A 16663-nucleotide genomic window follows, 5' to 3' on the forward strand; every position below is an offset into this window, starting at 1 on the left:
TTGGAACAGAGAAAGTAGAGTGTATAGTTATGTATCAAGTCATTAAAATGTATGGAGATTTTGAACCCTGGTGGTTTATTGAAGGTTGGGAAGAAGACATCACTGACAAGTTAGTTTTTGAAAATTATGAGGATGCTGTTCTTGCCTTTCAGAAAGAGTGGACAGATTTGGCTAGTCGCTTTCCTAAGAAAGAATCGAAGGGTGGGATGATGACAGCCTTTTGGGATGAAGCGGATCAGTATTGGTGCGAGGAATGTGATGAGTATTTGCAACGTTACCATTCTTTGCTATTGCTAGAAGCTAAGGAAGATTCCAAGAAGAAGGACCTTGCACCGAGAGTAAGACCATGCAAACTCAAGAAAGGGAATTGCGTAAATTATTAAGAGAGAAGGATTGATGGTTCAGTCCTTCTTATTTTTTTTAAATAAATTTTGCAAAAATCATCATTTTTCCGAACTAATAGGTGAGGAGGATTTATGATTCAAGAAAAAGCAAAACAAATGATAGAGGAGGCGGTAACCGGTCGAGTCAGTGACATTTATCTGGTTCCCAAAGGTGAGACCTATCAGCTCTATCATCGTATCATGGACGAACGGGAATTTGTCCGAGAGCTGGAGGAAACGGAAGTAGATGCTCTGATTGGGCATTTCAAGTTTCTAGCTGGTCTCAATGTCGGTGAGAAGCGCCGTAGTCAGCAGGGGTCCTGCGATTATGATTATGGCAAGGGCGAGATTTCTCTGCGCCTGTCAACGGTCGGGGATTATCGTGGCAAGGAAAGTTTGGTCATTCGTCTGCTCTATGATAATGACAAGGAGTTGAAATTCTGGTTTCAGGCCGTAGAGGAAATTGCCAAGGAAATCAAAGGTCGGGGACTCTACCTTTTTTCGGGTCCAGTCGGCTCTGGCAAGACCACGCTTATGTACCATTTAGCCAGGATGAAATTCCCAGACAAGCAAATTCTGACCATCGAAGATCCGGTGGAAATCAAGCAGGACGATATGTTGCAACTTCAGCTCAATGAAACTATTGGCGCGACTTATGACAATCTCATCAAACTGTCCCTGCGCCATCGTCCTGACCTGCTCATCATCGGGGAAATCCGTGATGCAGAGACAGCTCGATCAGTTATTAGGGCTAGTTTGACCGGAGCGACAGTCTTTTCGACGGTGCATGCCAAGTCCATTTCGGGTGTCTATGCTCGGATGTTGGAATTGGGTGTTAGTCCAGAAGAGCTCAATAATGCCCTACAAGGCATTGCCTACCAGCGCTTGATAGGGGGAGGAGGTGTTGTTGATTTTGCCAGAGAAGATTTCCAAAACCATTCCGCAGACAAGTGGAATGCACAGATTGATAGCCTTCTTGCAGCAGGACATATCAGTCCTCGGCAGGCGGAGGCCGAAAAAATTATCCTTGGAGCGTCAGCGTAAAGTCATCGAGCTTTTTAACAATCTCTTTGCCAGTGGCTTTCACTTGGGAGAGATTGTTGATTTTCTCAGGCGCAGTCAGCTCTTGGCAGACCAATATACGCAAATCCTATCAGACGGTCTGGTAGCGGGGAAGCCTTTTTCGAGCCTCTTAGCTGATTTGGCCTTTTCCGACACAGTTGTCACTCAGGTGTCATTGGCAGAAATTCATGGCAATACCAGTCTCAGTCTGCAACACATCGAGACCTATCTGAGTAACTTATCCAAAGTACGGAAAAAATTGATTGAGGTAGCGACCTATCCCGTTATTCTATTAGGATTTTTGGTGTTGATTATGCTGGGTCTGAAAAACTATCTCCTGCCACAGTTGGAGGAGGGCAATGCCGCGACCATGCTCATCAACCATTTACCGACCATCTTTCTCGGGTTGGTTTTAACCATCTTGCTCTGCACTTTAGCAGGCTACATCTGGTACCGCAGGACGGCTAAAATCACTGTCTTTAGTTGTCTGTCCGCTCTGCCATTTTTCGGAAAACTCATCCAAACCTACCTGACCGCCTACTACGCGCGGGAGTGGGGTAGCCTCATCGGGCAAGGACTGGATATGCAGCAGGTGGTGCGGCTGATGCAGGAGCAGCAGTCCCAGCTCTTTGTCGAGATTGGGCGAGATATGGAGGAGGCTTTGGGCAATGGGCAGAGCTTTGACCAGCATATCCGTTCCTATCCATTTTTCAAGAGGGAACTGAGTTTGATTGTGGAGTACGGGCAAGTCAAGTCCAAGTTGGGTAGCGAGCTTGCCGTCTATGCCAATGAGTGCTGGGAGGAATTCTTCTCTCGCGTTAATCGTGCCATGCAGCTCATTCAACCGCTGGTCTTTCTCTTTGTCGCTCTCGTTGTTGTTCTTATCTACGCAGCCATGTTGCTGCCAATTTATCAAAATATGGAGATGTAAATGAAGAAATTACTAAAAATGAAGAAAAAAGGTTTCACTCTGGTGGAAATGTTAGTCGTCCTTGGAATTATTAGTGTGCTTTTACTCTTGTTTGTGCCTAATTTGAGCAAGCAGAAAGAGGCGGTACGGAAAAAAGGAGATCAGGCAGTTGTCAAAGTAGTAGAGAGTCAGATGGAGCTCTATGAATTGGAACATGACAAGAAAGCAACAGTAGCCGATTTGCAATCTGCTGGCTACATTGACAAAAAACAGGCAGAAGAATATGAGAAAGCTAAAGCCTCTAATCCAGATAACCAATAAAGCCTTTACTCTGCTAGAAAGTCTGTTGGTTCTTTTTATCGTGAGCTTTCTTGCGCTGGCTTTGTCGGGTTCTGTCCAGTCGGCTTTTCGGTCGGTGCAGGAGACGGTTTTCTTCTGGGAGTTTGAGGAGCTTTATAAGGATAGCCAGCGTCTGGCGGTCAACAGCCAGCAGGAAATTCATTTGCAACTGACGGATATCCAACTGTCCAACGGTCATCAGTCCGTGCAGGTGCCTGCTAGTATCGATGTACTGACTGAGCAGGCTATTGTTTTCGATAAAAAAGGTGGGAATTCCTCGCTTGCCAAGCTGTCCTTTGGGGCGAGGGGCAAGACGGTGTCGTATCAATTATATATAGGGAGTGGTCGTTATAAGAAATCGGAAAAATAAGGCCTATATCTTGCTGGAGGGGCTGGTGGCCTTGTCGGTTCTAGTCACTATTACCAGCCTCTTTCTTTCTGCCATGGAGGTCAGTCGCAGGCAACAGGCGGAGGGCTTGTATCAACAGGAGGTCCTCAATGTTGCCAAGATGGCGGTGCAGACGGGTCAGGATAATCTGTCGCTCAATGGTGTCAAGGTGACGGTCCAGCGGTCGGACAAGCTTTTGGCTGTCTATCATGAGGGAAGAGAGGTGGCGCGTGTTGAGAAAAACTAGGTGTGCTGCCTTTACTCTTCTGGAATGTCTGGTGGCCTTGGTCATCGTTTCAGGCAGTTTGCTGGTCTTTGAGGGCTTGTCAAAATTGGTGGTCCACGAAGTTCGCTACCAGGACCAGCGTGTTGAGAAGAACTGGTTACTCTTCTGTGACCAGCTGCGCAGTGAATGGGAGGTGGCCAGTTTAGACAGAGTTGATGCGGGTCGGATTTATATCAGGCAAGATGGTCAGGCCCTGGCCTTTGGCAAGTCACGGTCAGATGATTTTCGTAAGACCAATGACCGGGGGCAGGGCTACCAGCCCATGCTTTACGGTGTCAAGGCGGCTAGCTATAGTCAATCTGGTCAGATTGTTCGATTGGATGTGACGTTTGAAACTGGCGAGGAGAGGAGTTTCGTCTATGCTTTTGAAGAAAAAGGTTAAGGCTGGTATCCTACTCTATGCCCTGCTCATGCTGGCAGTTTTCGCTCTCTTGCTGCAATTTTACCTCAATCAGCAAGTGTCTGAAGGTCAGTTGATTGGAGCCAGTCGAGAATCCACGCAAGCCTATCTCGTAGCCCAGATGACCAAGGACCAGGTGGTTGAGGAAGTGTCACGCTTGGCTAAGGAAGAAGCAGCAAAAGAGAGTCAAGAAAAATTCTTGGCGGAAAAGGCTGAGCAAGCTAGGAAGGAGCAGGAAGAAAAGAAAGGAGAGACATCGGAAGAAAGTGTGACTTCTCAAACGAAGGAGAGACCATCTGAAAGTGGGGAAGAATCGGTATCTGCAGAAGATATGGAAAGGTCAAATAATGAGACCGCGCAGACCAGTCAAAAAGAAGAGGTGAAGAAAGAAAGTAAGCCAAAATCAATTGAAACGTCTGGTCAGCTGTCCTTTGTCCAAGGGCAGGCTCAGTACCAGGTCAAGAAAGAAAAGCTGACCGTGACAATCCAGTTATCAAGCGGTCGGACCTATCAGTATCAATTTATGATGAAGGAGGAAAAAGAGAGGGTAGAGGAGTCATAAGAGGCTCCTCTTTTAGTGCAAATTTGCCCAAATTTTGATAAGATAGAACCATGAATTTTGAAAACATTGAGCAGGCCTACGGCCTGCTGTTAGAAAACGTACAGAACATCCAAAACCAGCTGGGCACCAATATTTACGATGCCATGATTGAGCAAAATGCGGCTTATATGGCTGGTCAGCATGAGTTGGAAACTGTTGTGACCAACAATCAGACTTTGAAGAGCTTAGAATTGACCAAGGAGGAATGGCGTAGAGCTTTTCAATTCCTACTGATTAAGGCCAACCAGACTGAGCCTATGCAGTACAATCATCAGTTTACACCAGACTCGATTGGCTTTATCCTGTCTTTCTTAGTAGAACAGTTGGTCAGCACACCAGAAATCACGGTCTTGGAAATCGGTTCGGGGACGGGGAATTTGGCGCAGACTATTCTCAATGCTAGCCCCAAAAAATTGGATTATCTGGGGATTGAAGTGGATGATCTCTTGATCGACTTGTCGGCCAGTATGGCAGATGTCATGCAGGCGGACATTTCCTTTGCTCAGGGGGATGCGGTACGTCCGCAGATTCTCAAGGAAAGCCAGGTCATCATCGCAGATTTGCCGATTGGTTATTATCCTGATGATCAGATTGCCAGTCGTTACCAGGTGGCCAGTTCGACCGAGCATACCTACGCTCATCATTTACTGATGGAGCAGTCGCTCAAGTATCTGGAAAAGGATGGATTTGCCATTCTTTTGGCTCCCAATGACCTTTTGACTAGTCCGCAAAGTGATTTATTGAAAAATTGGTTGCAGGACCAAGCCAATATTGTTTCTATGATTGCCCTGCCGCCAGAACTCTTTGGTAAGGCTGCTATGGCTAAGTCGATTTTTGTTCTACAGAAAAAGACGGCTCGTCAACTGATGCCTTTTGTTTATCCGCTCCAAAGTCTCAAAGACAAGGATGTTATCCAAGAATTTATGGTCAAATTCAAAAATTGGAAACAAGGGAATGCAATTTAGGTAAAAATCTGATATACTAAGTAGGAAAACGCTTTAAAGGGGGAAACTTATGTCAAAAACAATTGCGATTAACGCCGGTAGTTCAAGTCTTAAATGGCAACTGTACCAAATGCCAGAAGAAACGGTATTAGCGGCCGGAATTATCGAACGTATCGGTCTCAAGGACTCTATTTCAACAGTTAAGTATGATGGCAAGAAAGAGAGTGAAACTCTGGATATTGCTGACCATGTGCAGGCTGTTAAAATCCTTTTGGATGATTTGCTCAAGCACAACATCATTGCTGACTTCTCAGAAATTACTGGGGTTGGTCACCGTGTAGTAGCTGGTGGTGAAATTTTCAAAGAATCAGCCCTCATTGATGACCAAGTGTTGAAACAAATCGAGGACCTGTCTAGCTTGGCGCCTTTGCATAACCCAGCCAATGCTGCCGGAATCCGTGCCTTCAAGGATATCTTGCCTGATATTACGAGTGTGGCAGTCTTTGATACAGCCTTCCATACGACTATGCCTGAGCATGCCTATATGTACCCAATTCCTCAGAAATACTACAAGGAAAACAAAGTTCGTAAATACGGTGCCCACGGAACGAGTCACTACTATGTAGCTCACGAAGCCGCTAAGGTTTTGGGACGTCCGATTGAGGAGTTGAAATTGATTACAGCTCACATCGGAAACGGGGTATCCATCACAGCCAACTACCATGGTGAATCTGTTGACACTTCTATGGGCTTCACACCGCTTGCTGGTCCTATGATGGGGACTCGTTCAGGTGATATTGACCCAGCGATTATTCCTTACTTGATTGAGAATGTCGATGAGTTGAAAGACGCGTCGGACGTTGTCAACGTACTCAACAAACAATCTGGTCTGCTTGGTCTATCCGGTATTTCTAGCGATATGCGTGATATCGAAAATGGTTTGCAGGAAAAACATCCAGGCGCAGTCCTTGCTTACAATGTCTTCATTGACCGTATTAAGAAATTTATCGGTCAGTATCTTGCAGTTTTAAATGGGGCAGATGCCCTTGTCTTCACGGCAGGTATGGGTGAAAATGCACCGCTTATGCGCAATGACGTAGTAGAAGGCTTGTCTTGGTTTGGTATTGAGTTGGACCCAGAAAAAAATGTATTTGGCAACTATGGTGACATTTCAACGGCAGAATCAAAAGTTCGTGTCTTGGTTATTCCGACGGATGAAGAATTGGTTATTGCGCGTGAAGTGGAACGCTTGAAATAAGAAAAACTAACTGGTAGTCGGAGACTGCCAGTTTCTCTTATAGTTTATACCTTTAGAAAGGTATAGTTTTTAGCAAGTGGTCAAAGTATATAGTGTGTGATACAATAGACTAGCAAAGAAATTTGCACAGAGTAGATGGTTTGCGTTAAGTGTATGTGGATGGGATGTTGCCACATAACGAAGCTGATCTTTGCTTGTATCTGATGTCTCCTAGAGTAGGAACATTGGTCCTGGCTGAGAGTGGCGCGGTAAACCATTGCATCCGCTGTCGAATACACACGACAGCTCCATTTTTTGAAAAAGGAGCATTTTTTATGGAAAAGAAAATTCCAAAACTAACGGTGCAGTTGTTGGCTGCTATTGCGATGACCCTTGCCTTGGTCATGATTGTGGAGAACTATTTCTCTATTCGGATTTCTGATACTTTACAGGTTCAGTTTACCTTCATTCCCAATACTATTTTGGGAGCTATTGCTGGTCCGGTTTGGGCAGCTGTCTTTGCGGCTATTTCAGACCCAGTCTTTGTCTTGTTTAGCGGGCAAACGGTCCTCTTCACTTGGATTTTAATTGAGGCGGTATCGGCTTTTATCTACGGCTGGTTCTTCTATCGAAAACCGCTAGACACCAAGAACAAGGCTGATTGGCTCTATGTTGCAGGGGTTGTTGTCTTGATTCAGGTTGTGATTTCCTTTATCATGACACCGATTGCCCTCCATTTCCATTTTGGAACACCTTGGATTGCCCTGTATAGCAGTCGCTTGATTAAGGCAGTTTTTGAAATTCCATTACGCATTGTCGTGACCATGCTTGTCTTGCCAAGTTTACAAAAAATACCTGAATTGGCCAAGTTAATGGGCATTAAATAAAACAGTATCGAGCAACAGGTCATCCCCCTGTTGCTGCTTTTGTAGAGAGGGAATCATGAATTATCAAGAAACTCGCCGGTGGCTATCTAATCGCCCGGCTTCTGATTTGGAACACGGGATTGCACGTGTCAACTGGATTTTGGAACGCTTGGACAATCCCCAACTTCAAGTTCCGACTATTCACTTTGTTGGTACAAATGGCAAGGGCTCGACCCTCAACGCCTTACAGTCTATCTTGCAGTCTTCGGGCTACAGAGTTGGTCGCTTTACTTCACCGTCTATCATTGATTTTCGAGAGCAGATTGTCTTTGAGCAAGAGATGATTTCAGAGGAAGATTTTTCGAGGATTGTGACAGACTTGCAACCTTTGATTGAGGACTTGGACCAGACGGCTGGACTGGATGCTATATCGGAGTTTGAGATTGTAGTAGTGGCTATGTTTGTCTACTTTGCCCACTACCAGCGTCCTGATATTCTCTTGGTTGAAGCGGGAATGGGGGGGCTGTTGGATGCGACAAATGTCCTGTCTCCGCTGGCGGTTGTCTGCCCTTCGATCGGTCTGGACCACCAGGCTTTTTTGGGAGAGACCCACGCTGCTATAGCCCGTCACAAGGTTGCTGTCTTGCGTGAGCGGGTTCCCCTCCTCTATGCGACCGACCAGCCAGAAGTGGTGGCAGTATTTGAGGATCACGCCAGTCAGCTTCAGAGTCCGACCTATGCGGTGGGGCGGGAGATTCTTTTGGAAAATAGCAGAGCAGGCTTTGCAGTTTCAAGTCCTCTCGGCCGTGTGGAAGAGTTAACGCTACAGATGCAAGGTCGTCACCAGGAGGTCAATGCAGCCTTGGCAGTGACAACAGCTCAGCTTCTCAGCCCTGATTTTCCAAAGATTACCAATGAAACCGTCCGCCAGGGCTTGTCCCAAGCCATCTGGCCAGGCCGTTTAGAATTGATGAAACCAAGGCTCATGATTGACGGAGCCCACAATAATGAAAGCATCGCCGTCCTGACAGAACTCTTGGAAGAAAAGTATGCTGACAGAGATATTGAAATTCTCTTTGCAGCCATCAATACCAAGCCAGTGGACCAGATGTTGTCCCAGCTTAGCCAATTTGGACCTGTTAGCGTTACGACTTTTGACGATTTCAGAGCGGTACAGTTAGAAGATTATCCGTCAGGCTACGAACGGGTGCAGACCTATCAGGAATGGTTGGAGCAGGCGGACTTGGACAATCCCAAAAAACTCTACCTGATTACAGGCTCGCTATATTTCATTACCTATGTGAGGAAGTACATTTTAGAAGAACTTGTATAGAAAAAAGGCTTTGCCAGGCGCTCTACCTAGCAAAGTCTTTTGTTTTAATAGTTTTTGATTAAGTCAACCGTTGAGCGGTCTAACTTTTTAACGATGGCTTGCAAGAAGGCTTGAGCCTCTAAGAAGTCATCCATGCTGTAGAGAGTTTGATGTGAATGGATGTAGCGAGCGCAGACACCGATAGTTGTTGATGGAACACCATGGTTTTTCAAGTGGGCTGCACCGGCATCTGTTCCACCTTTACCACAGTAGTATTGATATTTAATGCCAGCTTCCTCAGCAGTTGTGAGGAGGAAGTCTTTCATGTTTTTTAACATGATATGACCTGGATCATAGAAACGAAGCAGAGTTCCGTCACCAATTTTTCCTTGGTCGCCATAGATGTCGCCAGCTGGTGAGCAATCAACAGCAAGGAAAATGTCCGGATTGAACTTGGTTGTAGAAGCATGAGCTCCACGTAGGCCAACCTCTTCTTGCACATTTGCCCCGGCAATCAACTGATTTGGCAATGCTTGACCGGATAGGTTTTCCAGTAATTCAGTCACCATAAGGACACCGAAGCGATTGTCCCAAGCCTTGGAAATGACATTTTTACCGTTGGCTGATAGGATGGTCTCGTTTTTCGGAACCAAGACATCACCCGGGCGCACACCGTAAGACCAAGCCTCGTCGTAGTCAGCAAAACCAGCATCAAAAATAATATCGCCGATGGCTGGTAGACCCGGAGTATTTCCACCGCGAGAAAGGTGAGGTGGGACAGAGCCCGAAATGGCAGGGATTTTACGTCCGTCTTGCAAATGCAGGGTAAAGGCTTGACTGGATACGACCAGTGGGTTCCAACCGCCTAGTTCCACCACACGGAAGGTGCCGTCTGGCTTGATTTGGCTAATCATAAAGCCGACTTCATCCATGTGACCTGCAACCAATATTCGCGGTGCTTGTTCAGCTGTCGTGTCCTTAATCCCAAAAATTCCACCCAAACCATCTGTTTCAATGCGGTCAACGTGAGGTGTGATTTTCTGGCGGATATGGTTGCGCACTTCACTCTCAAAACCAGGCAGGCTCTGCAATTCGGTCACTTCTTTAATCTTGTCAAAAAGGGTCATAACAAATTTCCTCCAATGATAACTTGCTACTATTTTACCATTTTTTATGATAAAATAGGAACCATGAATAAGAAAAAGGTAGCCGTGCTAGCCGGCTTAGTGGGGGCAGGTGTGCTCACCGCTAGCGCTCAATTTTACCGCAAGGTTCAGGAAGACCGTAAAAAGGCTCAGGCTCTCCAGCAGGTTCGGGCTTACTTCGCCGATTTGGGCAGCATTGCCACGGTCTATGTGGATGAAACCCAGTCCCAGTCCGACTATTTGGTAGGCGGGGTCATCATGGAAGATGGTCGCATTTTTCTATTTGAAAATACCAAAGGTGACATCACATTTGAGGAGGAAGTGAGATGATTTTTCCACAGAATTACGAGGAAGTGGCCGTGCTCGTCCAGTCTGGTCAGCGGACAGTTTTTCTCTTTATGACCAGCTGGTGTGGGGATTGCCACTATATCAAGCCGCATTTGCCAGCTATCGAGGCTGCTTTTCCCGACATGACCTTTGTCCAGTTAGATCGGGATGACTTCATGCCCCTGGCTCAAGAATGGAATATTTTCGGCATTCCTAGCTTGGTTGTCTTGGAAAATGGTCAGGAAATTGGACGCTTTGTCGATAAAAACCGTAAAACCAAGCAGCAAATCATTGACTTTTTAGAAGGATTACCAGTATGAAAAAAACAGTAAGTAAACTTGCTCTAGCCACTCTTGTGATTGGCCTGGTTGGAGCACCGATGACAGCTGCCCATGCAGACATTCAGACAGATGTCATCAATGAAAAATGGGGCAAGCCAACCATGGTATATGGCGGTGGTTTGTCAGATGCTCAAGTGACGGAGGTCAATAGTCTACTCAATATCAAGAATATTGAAAATGTCAGCCGTCAAGTGGTGCAGGGTCAGGATATGGACCAATATTTAGGGACTTCTGGTGCAGATACAGCCTCGCTCTTTTCATCTGTTTTGGTGCAGAAGCAGGAGTCAGGCAAGGGAGTTGTCGTTGACATCAAGACACCGCAGAATATCACCCTCATTACCTCAACTCAGTATGCTAATGCGGCCATTACCGCGGGAGCGACAGATGTCTTGATTGACGTTGTAGCTCCCATTCAGGTGACAGGTGAGTCTGCCTTGACGGGTGTTTACAAGGCTTTGGAGGCTAATGGCGAAACGGTAGATCCTGAGCGGACAGTGGTTGCCCAGCAGGAATTGGAAACCGTTAATGAAGTGGCGACTGCCCACGCAGGTCAAGAAAATTTTGACAGCTCTGCCTTTGACAAGGCTATCGCAGAAATCAAGACTGGCTTGGCAGAATACAAGGATTCTCAAGGTCAAATTGCCTCTGAGGACCAAATCAACACCATTATCAATGATGTCTTGAAACAAAATGGTCTGAATACAGTGATTACGGCTGATGAGATTTCCAAGCTGGTCACTTTTGCTAAAGCTTATCAGGAAACCAGTGCCATTGATTCGGAAGAAGTCGCTGCCCAGCTCAAGCAATTCAAGAGCCAGGCCGAGCAACAAATTTCAGATGCCTACAAAAATCTCCAGGATTCAGGCATTCTAGAGAAGATTGGTTCCTTCTTTGAGGGTCTTTGGAAGGGGCTTATCGGATTATTTTCATAACATAGAAAAGGTTGATAAATGATTTTTACATATAATAAAGAATATGTCGGTGATGTGCTCATGGTCATCGTGGCTGATGGCAAAGGACAAGATGTAACAGTTGAACGCAAGGGCAAGGTTGCGCGTGTCTATATCGAGGAGACGGGGCAGACGGTAGCTTGGAATATTTTTGAAGTGTCTAGTCTGATTGATTTGAGCGGAAATGGTCAGGTCTTCTTGACAGACGAGCAGATTGCAGTCTTGAATGCAGAATTGAGTCAAGAAGGTTTTGCGGAGAGTTTGGTCAATGACAAGGAACCAAAATTTGTGGTCGGTCAGATTGTGGAATTGACACCGCACCCAGACAGCGACCACCTCAATATTTGTCAAGTCAACGTTGGCAACAAAACGGTGCAAATCGTAGCTGGCGCACCAAACGCAGCCCAAGGCCTCAAAACCATTGTTGCCCTGCCAGGAGCTATGATACCGAGCGGTAGCTTGATTTTCCCTGGTAAACTCCGTGGCGAGGATAGCTTTGGTATGATGTGTAGTCCGCGTGAATTGGGCCTGCCAAACGCACCGCAAGTTCGCGGTATTATCGAATTGGATGATAGCGCAGTCGTGGGCGATCCGTTTGAGCCTGCTAAACATTGGAAAAACTAAAAAAGAATTGGTCGCGTGCCAATTCTTTTTAGAACCTCCATTCACAAGAAAAGTATGTTTAGACAAGAGATAGTTTTTTGCCAATCAAGACCATTTTTTGATGGAATACTGACTGTATTTCGAGAAAAGCGAACGATGAGTGGCAGAAAACTAGCCTTGGCTAGAGATGCTGAGCTGTGAATGCAGGTTCTAGTATAGCCGTATTTGTTTTTCAATGGCTTGCTCAACTTCTGGTGCCAAAGCTTGGTGTGATTTGAGTTGGAAATAGATGCTGGATAGAAATCGTTGAATATTGAGCCAACGGAAATACTCAACCGGCTCTTGATTGGGGACATCTAATTGCTCCATCCATGTGACTAGGATTGAAGCCGAAACCTTTTGATTGAGGATGAGATAAACAGGTATCTGGGCCAATCTCGTCTCTTCACCTGCTGAAAATGTGCTGTTTTGCTTGAGGCAGCAGTCTATAAGAGCTTGCCAAGCCTGCTCAAACTTGTCGGCTGGGAAGGCTTGGTGGCAGGTAGCAGCGAGGAGAAAATCCGCTCCATGTGCACCAGCATGTATCCAGCCCAGATTTTCATCGTAGCCACGCCAGTCATTTTCAAAAGTAAAAATGTCCAAGGCTTGTTTAAAGAGGATTTGGAGCTGGCTGTTAGTCAGGAAATTCTGATAGTGAGGATGGTCCTCATCTATGCCTATAATCAAAGCATAGAGCAGGCTGGCAAAACTGCGAGTTAGACTATCTTGTGAGAGAAGTTGCCTTTGCTGGCTCTGTTCAAAAAGTTGCTGAGCCTGGTCTTTGCTAATGATTTCATCCAGAAAAAGGTGGCAGAAACTGGCATAGACCAGCTGGTCACGAATGATAGGGTCAGGGTCGCCGATATGGTCTAAGAGCCAATTGATTTGCTCAGTGCTGTAATGTTCATTGCTTTCTAACTTTTTTTCTAAAATTTCTTTCATTTTTTGTATTTTTTCCTTTCTTTTGCGAATAGATAGGTAGGAGGATAAAAAATGTACAATAAAGTTATTCTAATTGGTCGTTTGACGGCCCAGCCTGAGTTGACGCAGACGCCGTCGGGAAAAAATTTAACCCGCGTTACAGTTGCTGTCAATCGTCGCTTCAAGACAGAGTCTGGTGAGCGCGAAGCGGATTTCATCAATATCATTTTCTGGGGTAAATTGGCTGAAACCCTGGTGTCCTACGGTAGCAAGGGCAGCTTGATTTCCCTTGACGGAGAGCTCCGTACTCGTAAATATGAAAAAGATGGTAATAACCATTATGTGACTGAAGTCCTTGGAAACAGTTTCCAGTTGCTCGAAAGTCGTGCCCAACGTGCCATGCGTGAAAATAATGCTGGTGAAGACCTGGCTGACCTGGTTCTAGAAGAGGAGGAACTACCCTTCTAACAGAAAGTGACAATTTTTTGACGTCTCAAATATTTTCCCTATAAATAATGTCTGGTAAATCGGTCCTAGGACTGATGATAGGATGTGAAAAGTCGTTTATACTAATATCAATCCTAAATATTTTTCATATCTCCTTAGAATGCCGGTGTAAGCTGGCATTTTTTGCGTCTGACAACTGAGGGTACTTATTTTTATCCAAAAATGTGAGAATCAGTCTCAGGACGGATGTGAACAGTGTAGAATTCGGATATACTTAAGTCGATCCTAAATATTTTTCATAATCTCCTTAAAGAACGCTGGCGAAAGTTGGCGTTTTTTAGCGCCCTTTTTTACGGTCATTCCACCATTCGAGAAGGATAACCATAATTGATAGAACAATCACACCATAGAAGAAAAAGATAAACCAGTGGGGATGTAGAAAAAAGACAATCCAAATGGCCCAGAGTAGGTAGGCGAAAATGATTTTTCCCAGGAAGTTTAATTTCCGTTTCAAAAACCATTCTAAAAAACCTTCGTAGGTAGAATATCTGCTTTCCTGATAGTCTTTGTATAGATTTTTGAAGAATGTCATAGAGACCTCCTTTCCTAAGAAGAGTATAGCATATTCTCATAAGTAAGACTAGTTGGTTTTTCGTCCGACCTGGGACGGATTTTAAAAAACTTGGTAGAATTTTCTTGACTATTTTTGACCAAGTGATACAATAAGAATTGTGAATTAGCACTCGCGATGTCAGAGTGCTAAAAATGAAGGAGGCATTGATATGTTGAAACCATTAGGCGATCGCATCGTTGTAAAAATCGAAGAAAAAGAACAGACAGTAGGGGGCTTTGTCCTTGCAGGAACTAGCCAAGCAGCGACCAAAGAGGCGCAGGTCTTGGCGGTTGGTCAAGGAATTCGCACCTTGAACGGAGAATTGATTGCACCGTCTGTGGCAGTCGGTGACAAGGTCTTGGTCGAGGCTCACGCTGGTCTGGAAGTCAAAGATGGCGAAGAAAAAGTGACTATTGTCCGTGAGGCGGATATTGTAGCAGTGGTTGAGTAAGATAGACTATGAAAGAACAGCTAAGTGAGATTCTTCAGAATTTTTTGCAAGTTAGCACGTCCGGAAGCTGTATAACTGCCTGGGAACAAGGAAACCAGCAGCAAATTTGGTTTCAATTGACGTCAGACAATATGCTAAACTTAGCTCTTCCAATTAAGAAATCTTGGTTTCAATCCTTGGAAACAGTCTTGGCGCCCTTGTTAGATGGTATGACAATTTTGGATTATCGCTCCAAACGATATATTACTTTAGATGTAACGGAACAATCACTAGAGCAAATTTGTGATTACCTTGTGGTCTACTTTGAATACTTTTTTGGGGATAATCTGATATTTTTATGGAAATTTGAAGAAATATAGCACTTTATAATATTTAATTGATACAAAGGATGGAAATAAAATGGCAAAAGAAATTAAATTTGCAGCAGATGCGCGTGAGAGCATGGTACGCGGTGTCGATATTTTGGCAGACACTGTAAAAGTAACCTTGGGTCCTAAAGGCCGCAATGTAGTCTTGGAAAAAGCTTATGGCTCACCCTTGATTACCAATGATGGGGTAACCATTGCCAAAGAAATCGAGCTTGAAGATCATTTTGAAAACATGGGTGCCAAATTGGTATCGGAAGTTGCATCTAAGACCAACGATATTGCAGGTGACGGTACGACAACAGCGACTGTTTTGACCCAAGCTATTGTCCGTGAAGGCTTGAAAAACGTGACAGCGGGTGCCAACCCAATCGGTATCCGTCGAGGGATTGAAGCTGCGGTCGCGACAGCAGTGGATGCCTTGAAAGCGCAAGCTATTCCTGTTTCAAACAAGGCAGAAATTGCTCAGGTTGCGGCAGTTTCATCCCGTTCTGAAAAAGTCGGTGAGTATATTTCAGAGGCCATGGAGCGCGTGGGAACAGATGGTGTCATTACCATTGAAGAATCTCGCGGTATGGAAACAGAGTTGGATGTCGTAGAAGGCATGCAGTTCGACCGCGGTTATCTGTCTCAATACATGGTAACGGACAATGAAAAAATGGTGGCAGAACTGGAAAATCCATTTATCCTCTTGACGGATAAGAAGATTTCTCATATTCAAGAGATTTTGCCACTCTTGGAAAGCATTCTTCAAACCAATCGACCGCTCTTGATTGTGGCGGATGATGTGGATGGTGAGGCTCTGCCAACGCTTGTTCTTAATAAAATCCGCGGTACTTTCAACGTTGTAGCGGTTAAGGCGCCTGGATTTGGTGACCGTCGCAAGGCCATGTTGGAAGATATTGCTATCTTGACAGGCGGTACCGTGATTACAGAGGACTTGGGGCTGGACCTCAAAGATGCGACTATCGAGTCGCTTGGTCAAGCTGCCAAGGTCGTAGTTGATAAAGACGGCACAACTATTGTGGAAGGCGCTGGCAATCCTGAGGCTATCAGCAATCGTGTGGCAGTTATCAAGTCACAAATCGAGTCAACAACTTCTGAATTTGACCGCGAAAAACTCCAAGAACGCTTGGCTAAATTGTCTGGCGGTGTGGCAGTAATTAAGGTCGGCGCGGCAACTGAGACTGAGTTGAAAGAAATGAAACTCCGTATCGAAGATGCCCTCAACGCAACCCGTGCTGCGGTCGAAGAAGGAATTGTAGCCGGTGGTGGTACAGCTCTTGTCAACGTGATTGACAGCGTGGCTAAGTTGGACTTGTCTGGTGATGATGAGACAGGTCGCAATATTGTTCTGCGTGCCTTGGAAGAACCAGTTCGTCAGATTGCTTACAATGCTGGTTACGAAGGCTCTGTTGTGATTGACAAGTTGAAACATTCTGAGCTTGGCACAGGTTTCAACGCTGCAACAGGTGAATGGGTCAATATGATGGAAGAAGGAATTATCGACCCTGTTAAGGTGACTCGTTCAGCTCTTCAAAATGCGGCATCTGTTGCAAGTCTCATCTTGACTACCGAGGCAGTTGTTGCCAACAAACCAGAACCAGCTGCTCCAGCTATGCCAGCAGGTATGGATGGCATGGGTGGCATGGGCTACTAAAGAGAAACAAATAAAAACTTGGTCACCTGGCCAAGTTTTTTGATACAGAGAAAATCCTTATCTGCCCCAGACG

General features: G+C 45.4%; 23 protein-coding genes and 1 riboswitch. Of the genes, 20 read left to right on the forward strand and 3 right to left on the reverse strand.

The features are described 5' to 3' along the window. The first annotated feature begins 29 nt into the window (after positions 1 to 29). The 12 genes from NQZ91_07950 to NQZ91_08005 all read left to right on the forward strand — a co-directional run bounded on the left by NQZ91_07950 (position 30) and on the right by NQZ91_08005 (position 8749). Positions 30 to 383: a DUF1033 family protein gene (locus NQZ91_07950; protein UUM57298.1), complete on the forward strand. Its 354-nt coding sequence runs from the start codon at positions 30 to 32 to the stop codon at positions 381 to 383. A 93-nt stretch (positions 384 to 476) separates the two neighbouring features. Next, positions 477 to 1427: a competence type IV pilus ATPase ComGA gene (gene comGA, locus NQZ91_07955; GenBank protein ID UUM57299.1), complete on the forward strand. Its 951-nt coding sequence runs from the start codon at positions 477 to 479 to the stop codon at positions 1425 to 1427. Further along, the gene (gene comGB, locus NQZ91_07960) at positions 1339 to 2376 is read left to right on the forward strand and encodes a competence type IV pilus assembly protein ComGB (GenBank protein ID UUM57300.1); all 1038 of its coding nucleotides are present in this window, start codon (positions 1339 to 1341) and stop codon (positions 2374 to 2376) included. The genes comGA and comGB overlap by 89 nt, the downstream gene beginning before the upstream one ends. After that, the gene (comGC, locus tag NQZ91_07965) at positions 2377 to 2676 is read left to right on the forward strand and encodes a competence type IV pilus major pilin ComGC (GenBank protein ID UUM57301.1); all 300 of its coding nucleotides are present in this window, start codon (positions 2377 to 2379) and stop codon (positions 2674 to 2676) included. After that, positions 2639 to 3064, forward strand: a complete 426-nt coding sequence (gene comGD, locus NQZ91_07970; protein ID UUM57302.1) for a competence type IV pilus minor pilin ComGD — start codon at positions 2639 to 2641, stop codon at positions 3062 to 3064. Before comGC ends, comGD begins: the two co-directional genes overlap by 38 nt. Further along, positions 3036 to 3329, forward strand: a complete 294-nt coding sequence (gene comGE / locus NQZ91_07975; protein UUM57303.1) for a competence type IV pilus minor pilin ComGE — start codon at positions 3036 to 3038, stop codon at positions 3327 to 3329. Before comGD ends, comGE begins: the two co-directional genes overlap by 29 nt. Beyond that, positions 3316 to 3750, forward strand: a complete 435-nt coding sequence (gene comGF, locus NQZ91_07980; protein ID UUM57304.1) for a competence type IV pilus minor pilin ComGF — start codon at positions 3316 to 3318, stop codon at positions 3748 to 3750. The genes comGE and comGF overlap by 14 nt, the downstream gene beginning before the upstream one ends. Next, the gene (gene comGG / locus NQZ91_07985) at positions 3728 to 4330 is read left to right on the forward strand and encodes a competence type IV pilus minor pilin ComGG (GenBank protein ID UUM57305.1); all 603 of its coding nucleotides are present in this window, start codon (positions 3728 to 3730) and stop codon (positions 4328 to 4330) included. The genes comGF and comGG overlap by 23 nt, the downstream gene beginning before the upstream one ends. Positions 4331 to 4380: 50 nt before the next feature. Next, on the forward strand, positions 4381 to 5334 hold the full coding sequence (locus tag NQZ91_07990) for a class I SAM-dependent methyltransferase (GenBank protein UUM57306.1): 954 nt from the start codon (positions 4381 to 4383) through the stop codon (positions 5332 to 5334). A 49-nt stretch (positions 5335 to 5383) separates the two neighbouring features. Beyond that, positions 5384 to 6571, forward strand: coding sequence for an acetate kinase (locus NQZ91_07995; protein ID UUM57307.1), 1188 nt, complete (start codon positions 5384 to 5386; stop codon positions 6569 to 6571). 125 nt (positions 6572 to 6696) lie between these two features. Next, positions 6697 to 6841, forward strand: a riboswitch (THF riboswitch). Positions 6842 to 6885: 44 nt separating this feature from the next. Further along, on the forward strand, positions 6886 to 7437 hold the full coding sequence (locus tag NQZ91_08000; GenBank protein UUM57308.1) for a folate family ECF transporter S component: 552 nt from the start codon (positions 6886 to 6888) through the stop codon (positions 7435 to 7437). 55 nt (positions 7438 to 7492) lie between these two features. Continuing rightward, entirely contained in the window at positions 7493 to 8749 is a 1257-nt protein-coding gene (locus NQZ91_08005) for a bifunctional folylpolyglutamate synthase/dihydrofolate synthase (GenBank protein UUM57309.1), read from the forward strand. A gap of 44 nt (positions 8750 to 8793) precedes the next feature. Here the strand turns inward: NQZ91_08005 and pepA are convergent, their stop codons facing one another. Continuing rightward, on the reverse strand, positions 8794 to 9855 hold the full coding sequence (gene pepA, locus NQZ91_08010) for a glutamyl aminopeptidase (GenBank protein ID UUM57310.1): 1062 nt from the start codon (positions 9853 to 9855) through the stop codon (positions 8794 to 8796). Between the two features lie 63 nt (positions 9856 to 9918). On the opposite strand from pepA, the gene NQZ91_08015 reads away from it, so the two are divergent. From NQZ91_08015 to NQZ91_08030, 4 genes are read left to right on the forward strand one after another with little or no spacing between them, the layout of a single operon-like run. Next, positions 9919 to 10203: a DUF4651 domain-containing protein gene (locus NQZ91_08015; protein ID UUM57311.1), complete on the forward strand. Its 285-nt coding sequence runs from the start codon at positions 9919 to 9921 to the stop codon at positions 10201 to 10203. Continuing rightward, on the forward strand, positions 10200 to 10520 hold the full coding sequence (locus NQZ91_08020) for a thioredoxin family protein (protein UUM57312.1): 321 nt from the start codon (positions 10200 to 10202) through the stop codon (positions 10518 to 10520). The genes NQZ91_08015 and NQZ91_08020 overlap by 4 nt, the downstream gene beginning before the upstream one ends. After that, on the forward strand, positions 10517 to 11473 hold the full coding sequence (locus NQZ91_08025; protein ID UUM57313.1) for a DUF1002 domain-containing protein: 957 nt from the start codon (positions 10517 to 10519) through the stop codon (positions 11471 to 11473). Before NQZ91_08020 ends, NQZ91_08025 begins: the two co-directional genes overlap by 4 nt. An 18-nt stretch (positions 11474 to 11491) precedes the next feature. Further along, positions 11492 to 12115 (forward strand): DUF4479 and tRNA-binding domain-containing protein, encoded by a 624-nt coding sequence (locus NQZ91_08030; protein UUM57314.1) that lies wholly within the window; start codon positions 11492 to 11494, stop codon positions 12113 to 12115. A 189-nt stretch (positions 12116 to 12304) separates the two neighbouring features. Here NQZ91_08030 and NQZ91_08035 read toward each other — a convergent pair whose 3' ends face one another. Continuing rightward, complete coding sequence (locus NQZ91_08035; protein ID UUM57315.1) at positions 12305 to 13075, reverse strand: DUF2785 domain-containing protein; 771 nt, start codon at positions 13073 to 13075, stop codon at positions 12305 to 12307. Between the two features lie 51 nt (positions 13076 to 13126). Here NQZ91_08035 and NQZ91_08040 point away from each other — a divergent pair, with 51 nt between their 5' ends. Further along, complete coding sequence (locus NQZ91_08040; protein ID UUM57316.1) at positions 13127 to 13522, forward strand: single-stranded DNA-binding protein; 396 nt, start codon at positions 13127 to 13129, stop codon at positions 13520 to 13522. A 316-nt stretch (positions 13523 to 13838) separates the two neighbouring features. On the opposite strand, the gene NQZ91_08045 is transcribed toward NQZ91_08040, so the two are convergent. Further along, positions 13839 to 14093: a hypothetical protein gene (locus NQZ91_08045; protein UUM57317.1), complete on the reverse strand. Its 255-nt coding sequence runs from the start codon at positions 14091 to 14093 to the stop codon at positions 13839 to 13841. Between the two features lie 190 nt (positions 14094 to 14283). On the opposite strand from NQZ91_08045, the gene groES reads away from it, so the two are divergent. Genes groES through groL form a run of 3 tightly spaced genes read left to right on the forward strand, consistent with a single transcriptional unit; the run spans position 14284 to position 16590 of the window. Beyond that, complete coding sequence (gene groES, locus NQZ91_08050) at positions 14284 to 14565, forward strand: co-chaperone GroES (GenBank protein ID UUM57318.1); 282 nt, start codon at positions 14284 to 14286, stop codon at positions 14563 to 14565. Between the two features lie 8 nt (positions 14566 to 14573). Next, positions 14574 to 14924, forward strand: a complete 351-nt coding sequence (locus NQZ91_08055) for a hypothetical protein (GenBank protein ID UUM57319.1) — start codon at positions 14574 to 14576, stop codon at positions 14922 to 14924. Positions 14925 to 14964: 40 nt separating this feature from the next. Beyond that, positions 14965 to 16590 (forward strand): chaperonin GroEL, encoded by a 1626-nt coding sequence (gene groL / locus NQZ91_08060; protein UUM57320.1) that lies wholly within the window; start codon positions 14965 to 14967, stop codon positions 16588 to 16590. Positions 16591 to 16663 lie beyond the last annotated feature (73 nt).

Source organism: Streptococcus suis (assembly GCA_024583055.1).
Classification (GTDB): Bacteria; Bacillota; Bacilli; order Lactobacillales; family Streptococcaceae; genus Streptococcus; species Streptococcus suis_V.

Bases quoted from the DNA above. Each gene is read 5' to 3' on its own strand.
- NQZ91_08030 (UUM57314.1), top strand. From the start codon at position 11,492: ATGATTTTTACATATAATAAAGAATATGTCGGTGATGTGCTCATGGTC.
- groL (UUM57320.1), top strand. From the start codon at position 14,965: ATGGCAAAAGAAATTAAATTTGCAGCAGATGCGCGTGAGAGCATGGTA.
- NQZ91_07950 (UUM57298.1), top strand. From the start codon at position 30: ATGTATCAAGTCATTAAAATGTATGGAGATTTTGAACCCTGGTGGTTT.
- NQZ91_08025 (UUM57313.1), top strand. From the start codon at position 10,517: ATGAAAAAAACAGTAAGTAAACTTGCTCTAGCCACTCTTGTGATTGGC.
- comGB (UUM57300.1), top strand. From the start codon at position 1,339: ATGCACAGATTGATAGCCTTCTTGCAGCAGGACATATCAGTCCTCGGC.
- groES (UUM57318.1), top strand. From the start codon at position 14,284: ATGTTGAAACCATTAGGCGATCGCATCGTTGTAAAAATCGAAGAAAAA.
- comGG (UUM57305.1), top strand. From the start codon at position 3,728: ATGCTTTTGAAGAAAAAGGTTAAGGCTGGTATCCTACTCTATGCCCTG.
- pepA (UUM57310.1), bottom strand. From the start codon at position 9,855: ATGACCCTTTTTGACAAGATTAAAGAAGTGACCGAATTGCAGAGCCTG.
- NQZ91_08000 (UUM57308.1), top strand. From the start codon at position 6,886: ATGGAAAAGAAAATTCCAAAACTAACGGTGCAGTTGTTGGCTGCTATT.
- comGC (UUM57301.1), top strand. From the start codon at position 2,377: ATGAAGAAATTACTAAAAATGAAGAAAAAAGGTTTCACTCTGGTGGAA.
- NQZ91_07990 (UUM57306.1), top strand. From the start codon at position 4,381: ATGAATTTTGAAAACATTGAGCAGGCCTACGGCCTGCTGTTAGAAAAC.
- NQZ91_08005 (UUM57309.1), top strand. From the start codon at position 7,493: ATGAATTATCAAGAAACTCGCCGGTGGCTATCTAATCGCCCGGCTTCT.
- comGA (UUM57299.1), top strand. From the start codon at position 477: ATGATTCAAGAAAAAGCAAAACAAATGATAGAGGAGGCGGTAACCGGT.
- NQZ91_08020 (UUM57312.1), top strand. From the start codon at position 10,200: ATGATTTTTCCACAGAATTACGAGGAAGTGGCCGTGCTCGTCCAGTCT.
- comGD (UUM57302.1), top strand. From the start codon at position 2,639: ATGAGAAAGCTAAAGCCTCTAATCCAGATAACCAATAAAGCCTTTACT.
- NQZ91_08040 (UUM57316.1), top strand. From the start codon at position 13,127: ATGTACAATAAAGTTATTCTAATTGGTCGTTTGACGGCCCAGCCTGAG.
- NQZ91_08045 (UUM57317.1), bottom strand. From the start codon at position 14,093: ATGACATTCTTCAAAAATCTATACAAAGACTATCAGGAAAGCAGATAT.
- NQZ91_07995 (UUM57307.1), top strand. From the start codon at position 5,384: ATGTCAAAAACAATTGCGATTAACGCCGGTAGTTCAAGTCTTAAATGG.
- NQZ91_08035 (UUM57315.1), bottom strand. From the start codon at position 13,075: ATGAAAGAAATTTTAGAAAAAAAGTTAGAAAGCAATGAACATTACAGC.
- NQZ91_08055 (UUM57319.1), top strand. From the start codon at position 14,574: ATGAAAGAACAGCTAAGTGAGATTCTTCAGAATTTTTTGCAAGTTAGC.
- NQZ91_08015 (UUM57311.1), top strand. From the start codon at position 9,919: ATGAATAAGAAAAAGGTAGCCGTGCTAGCCGGCTTAGTGGGGGCAGGT.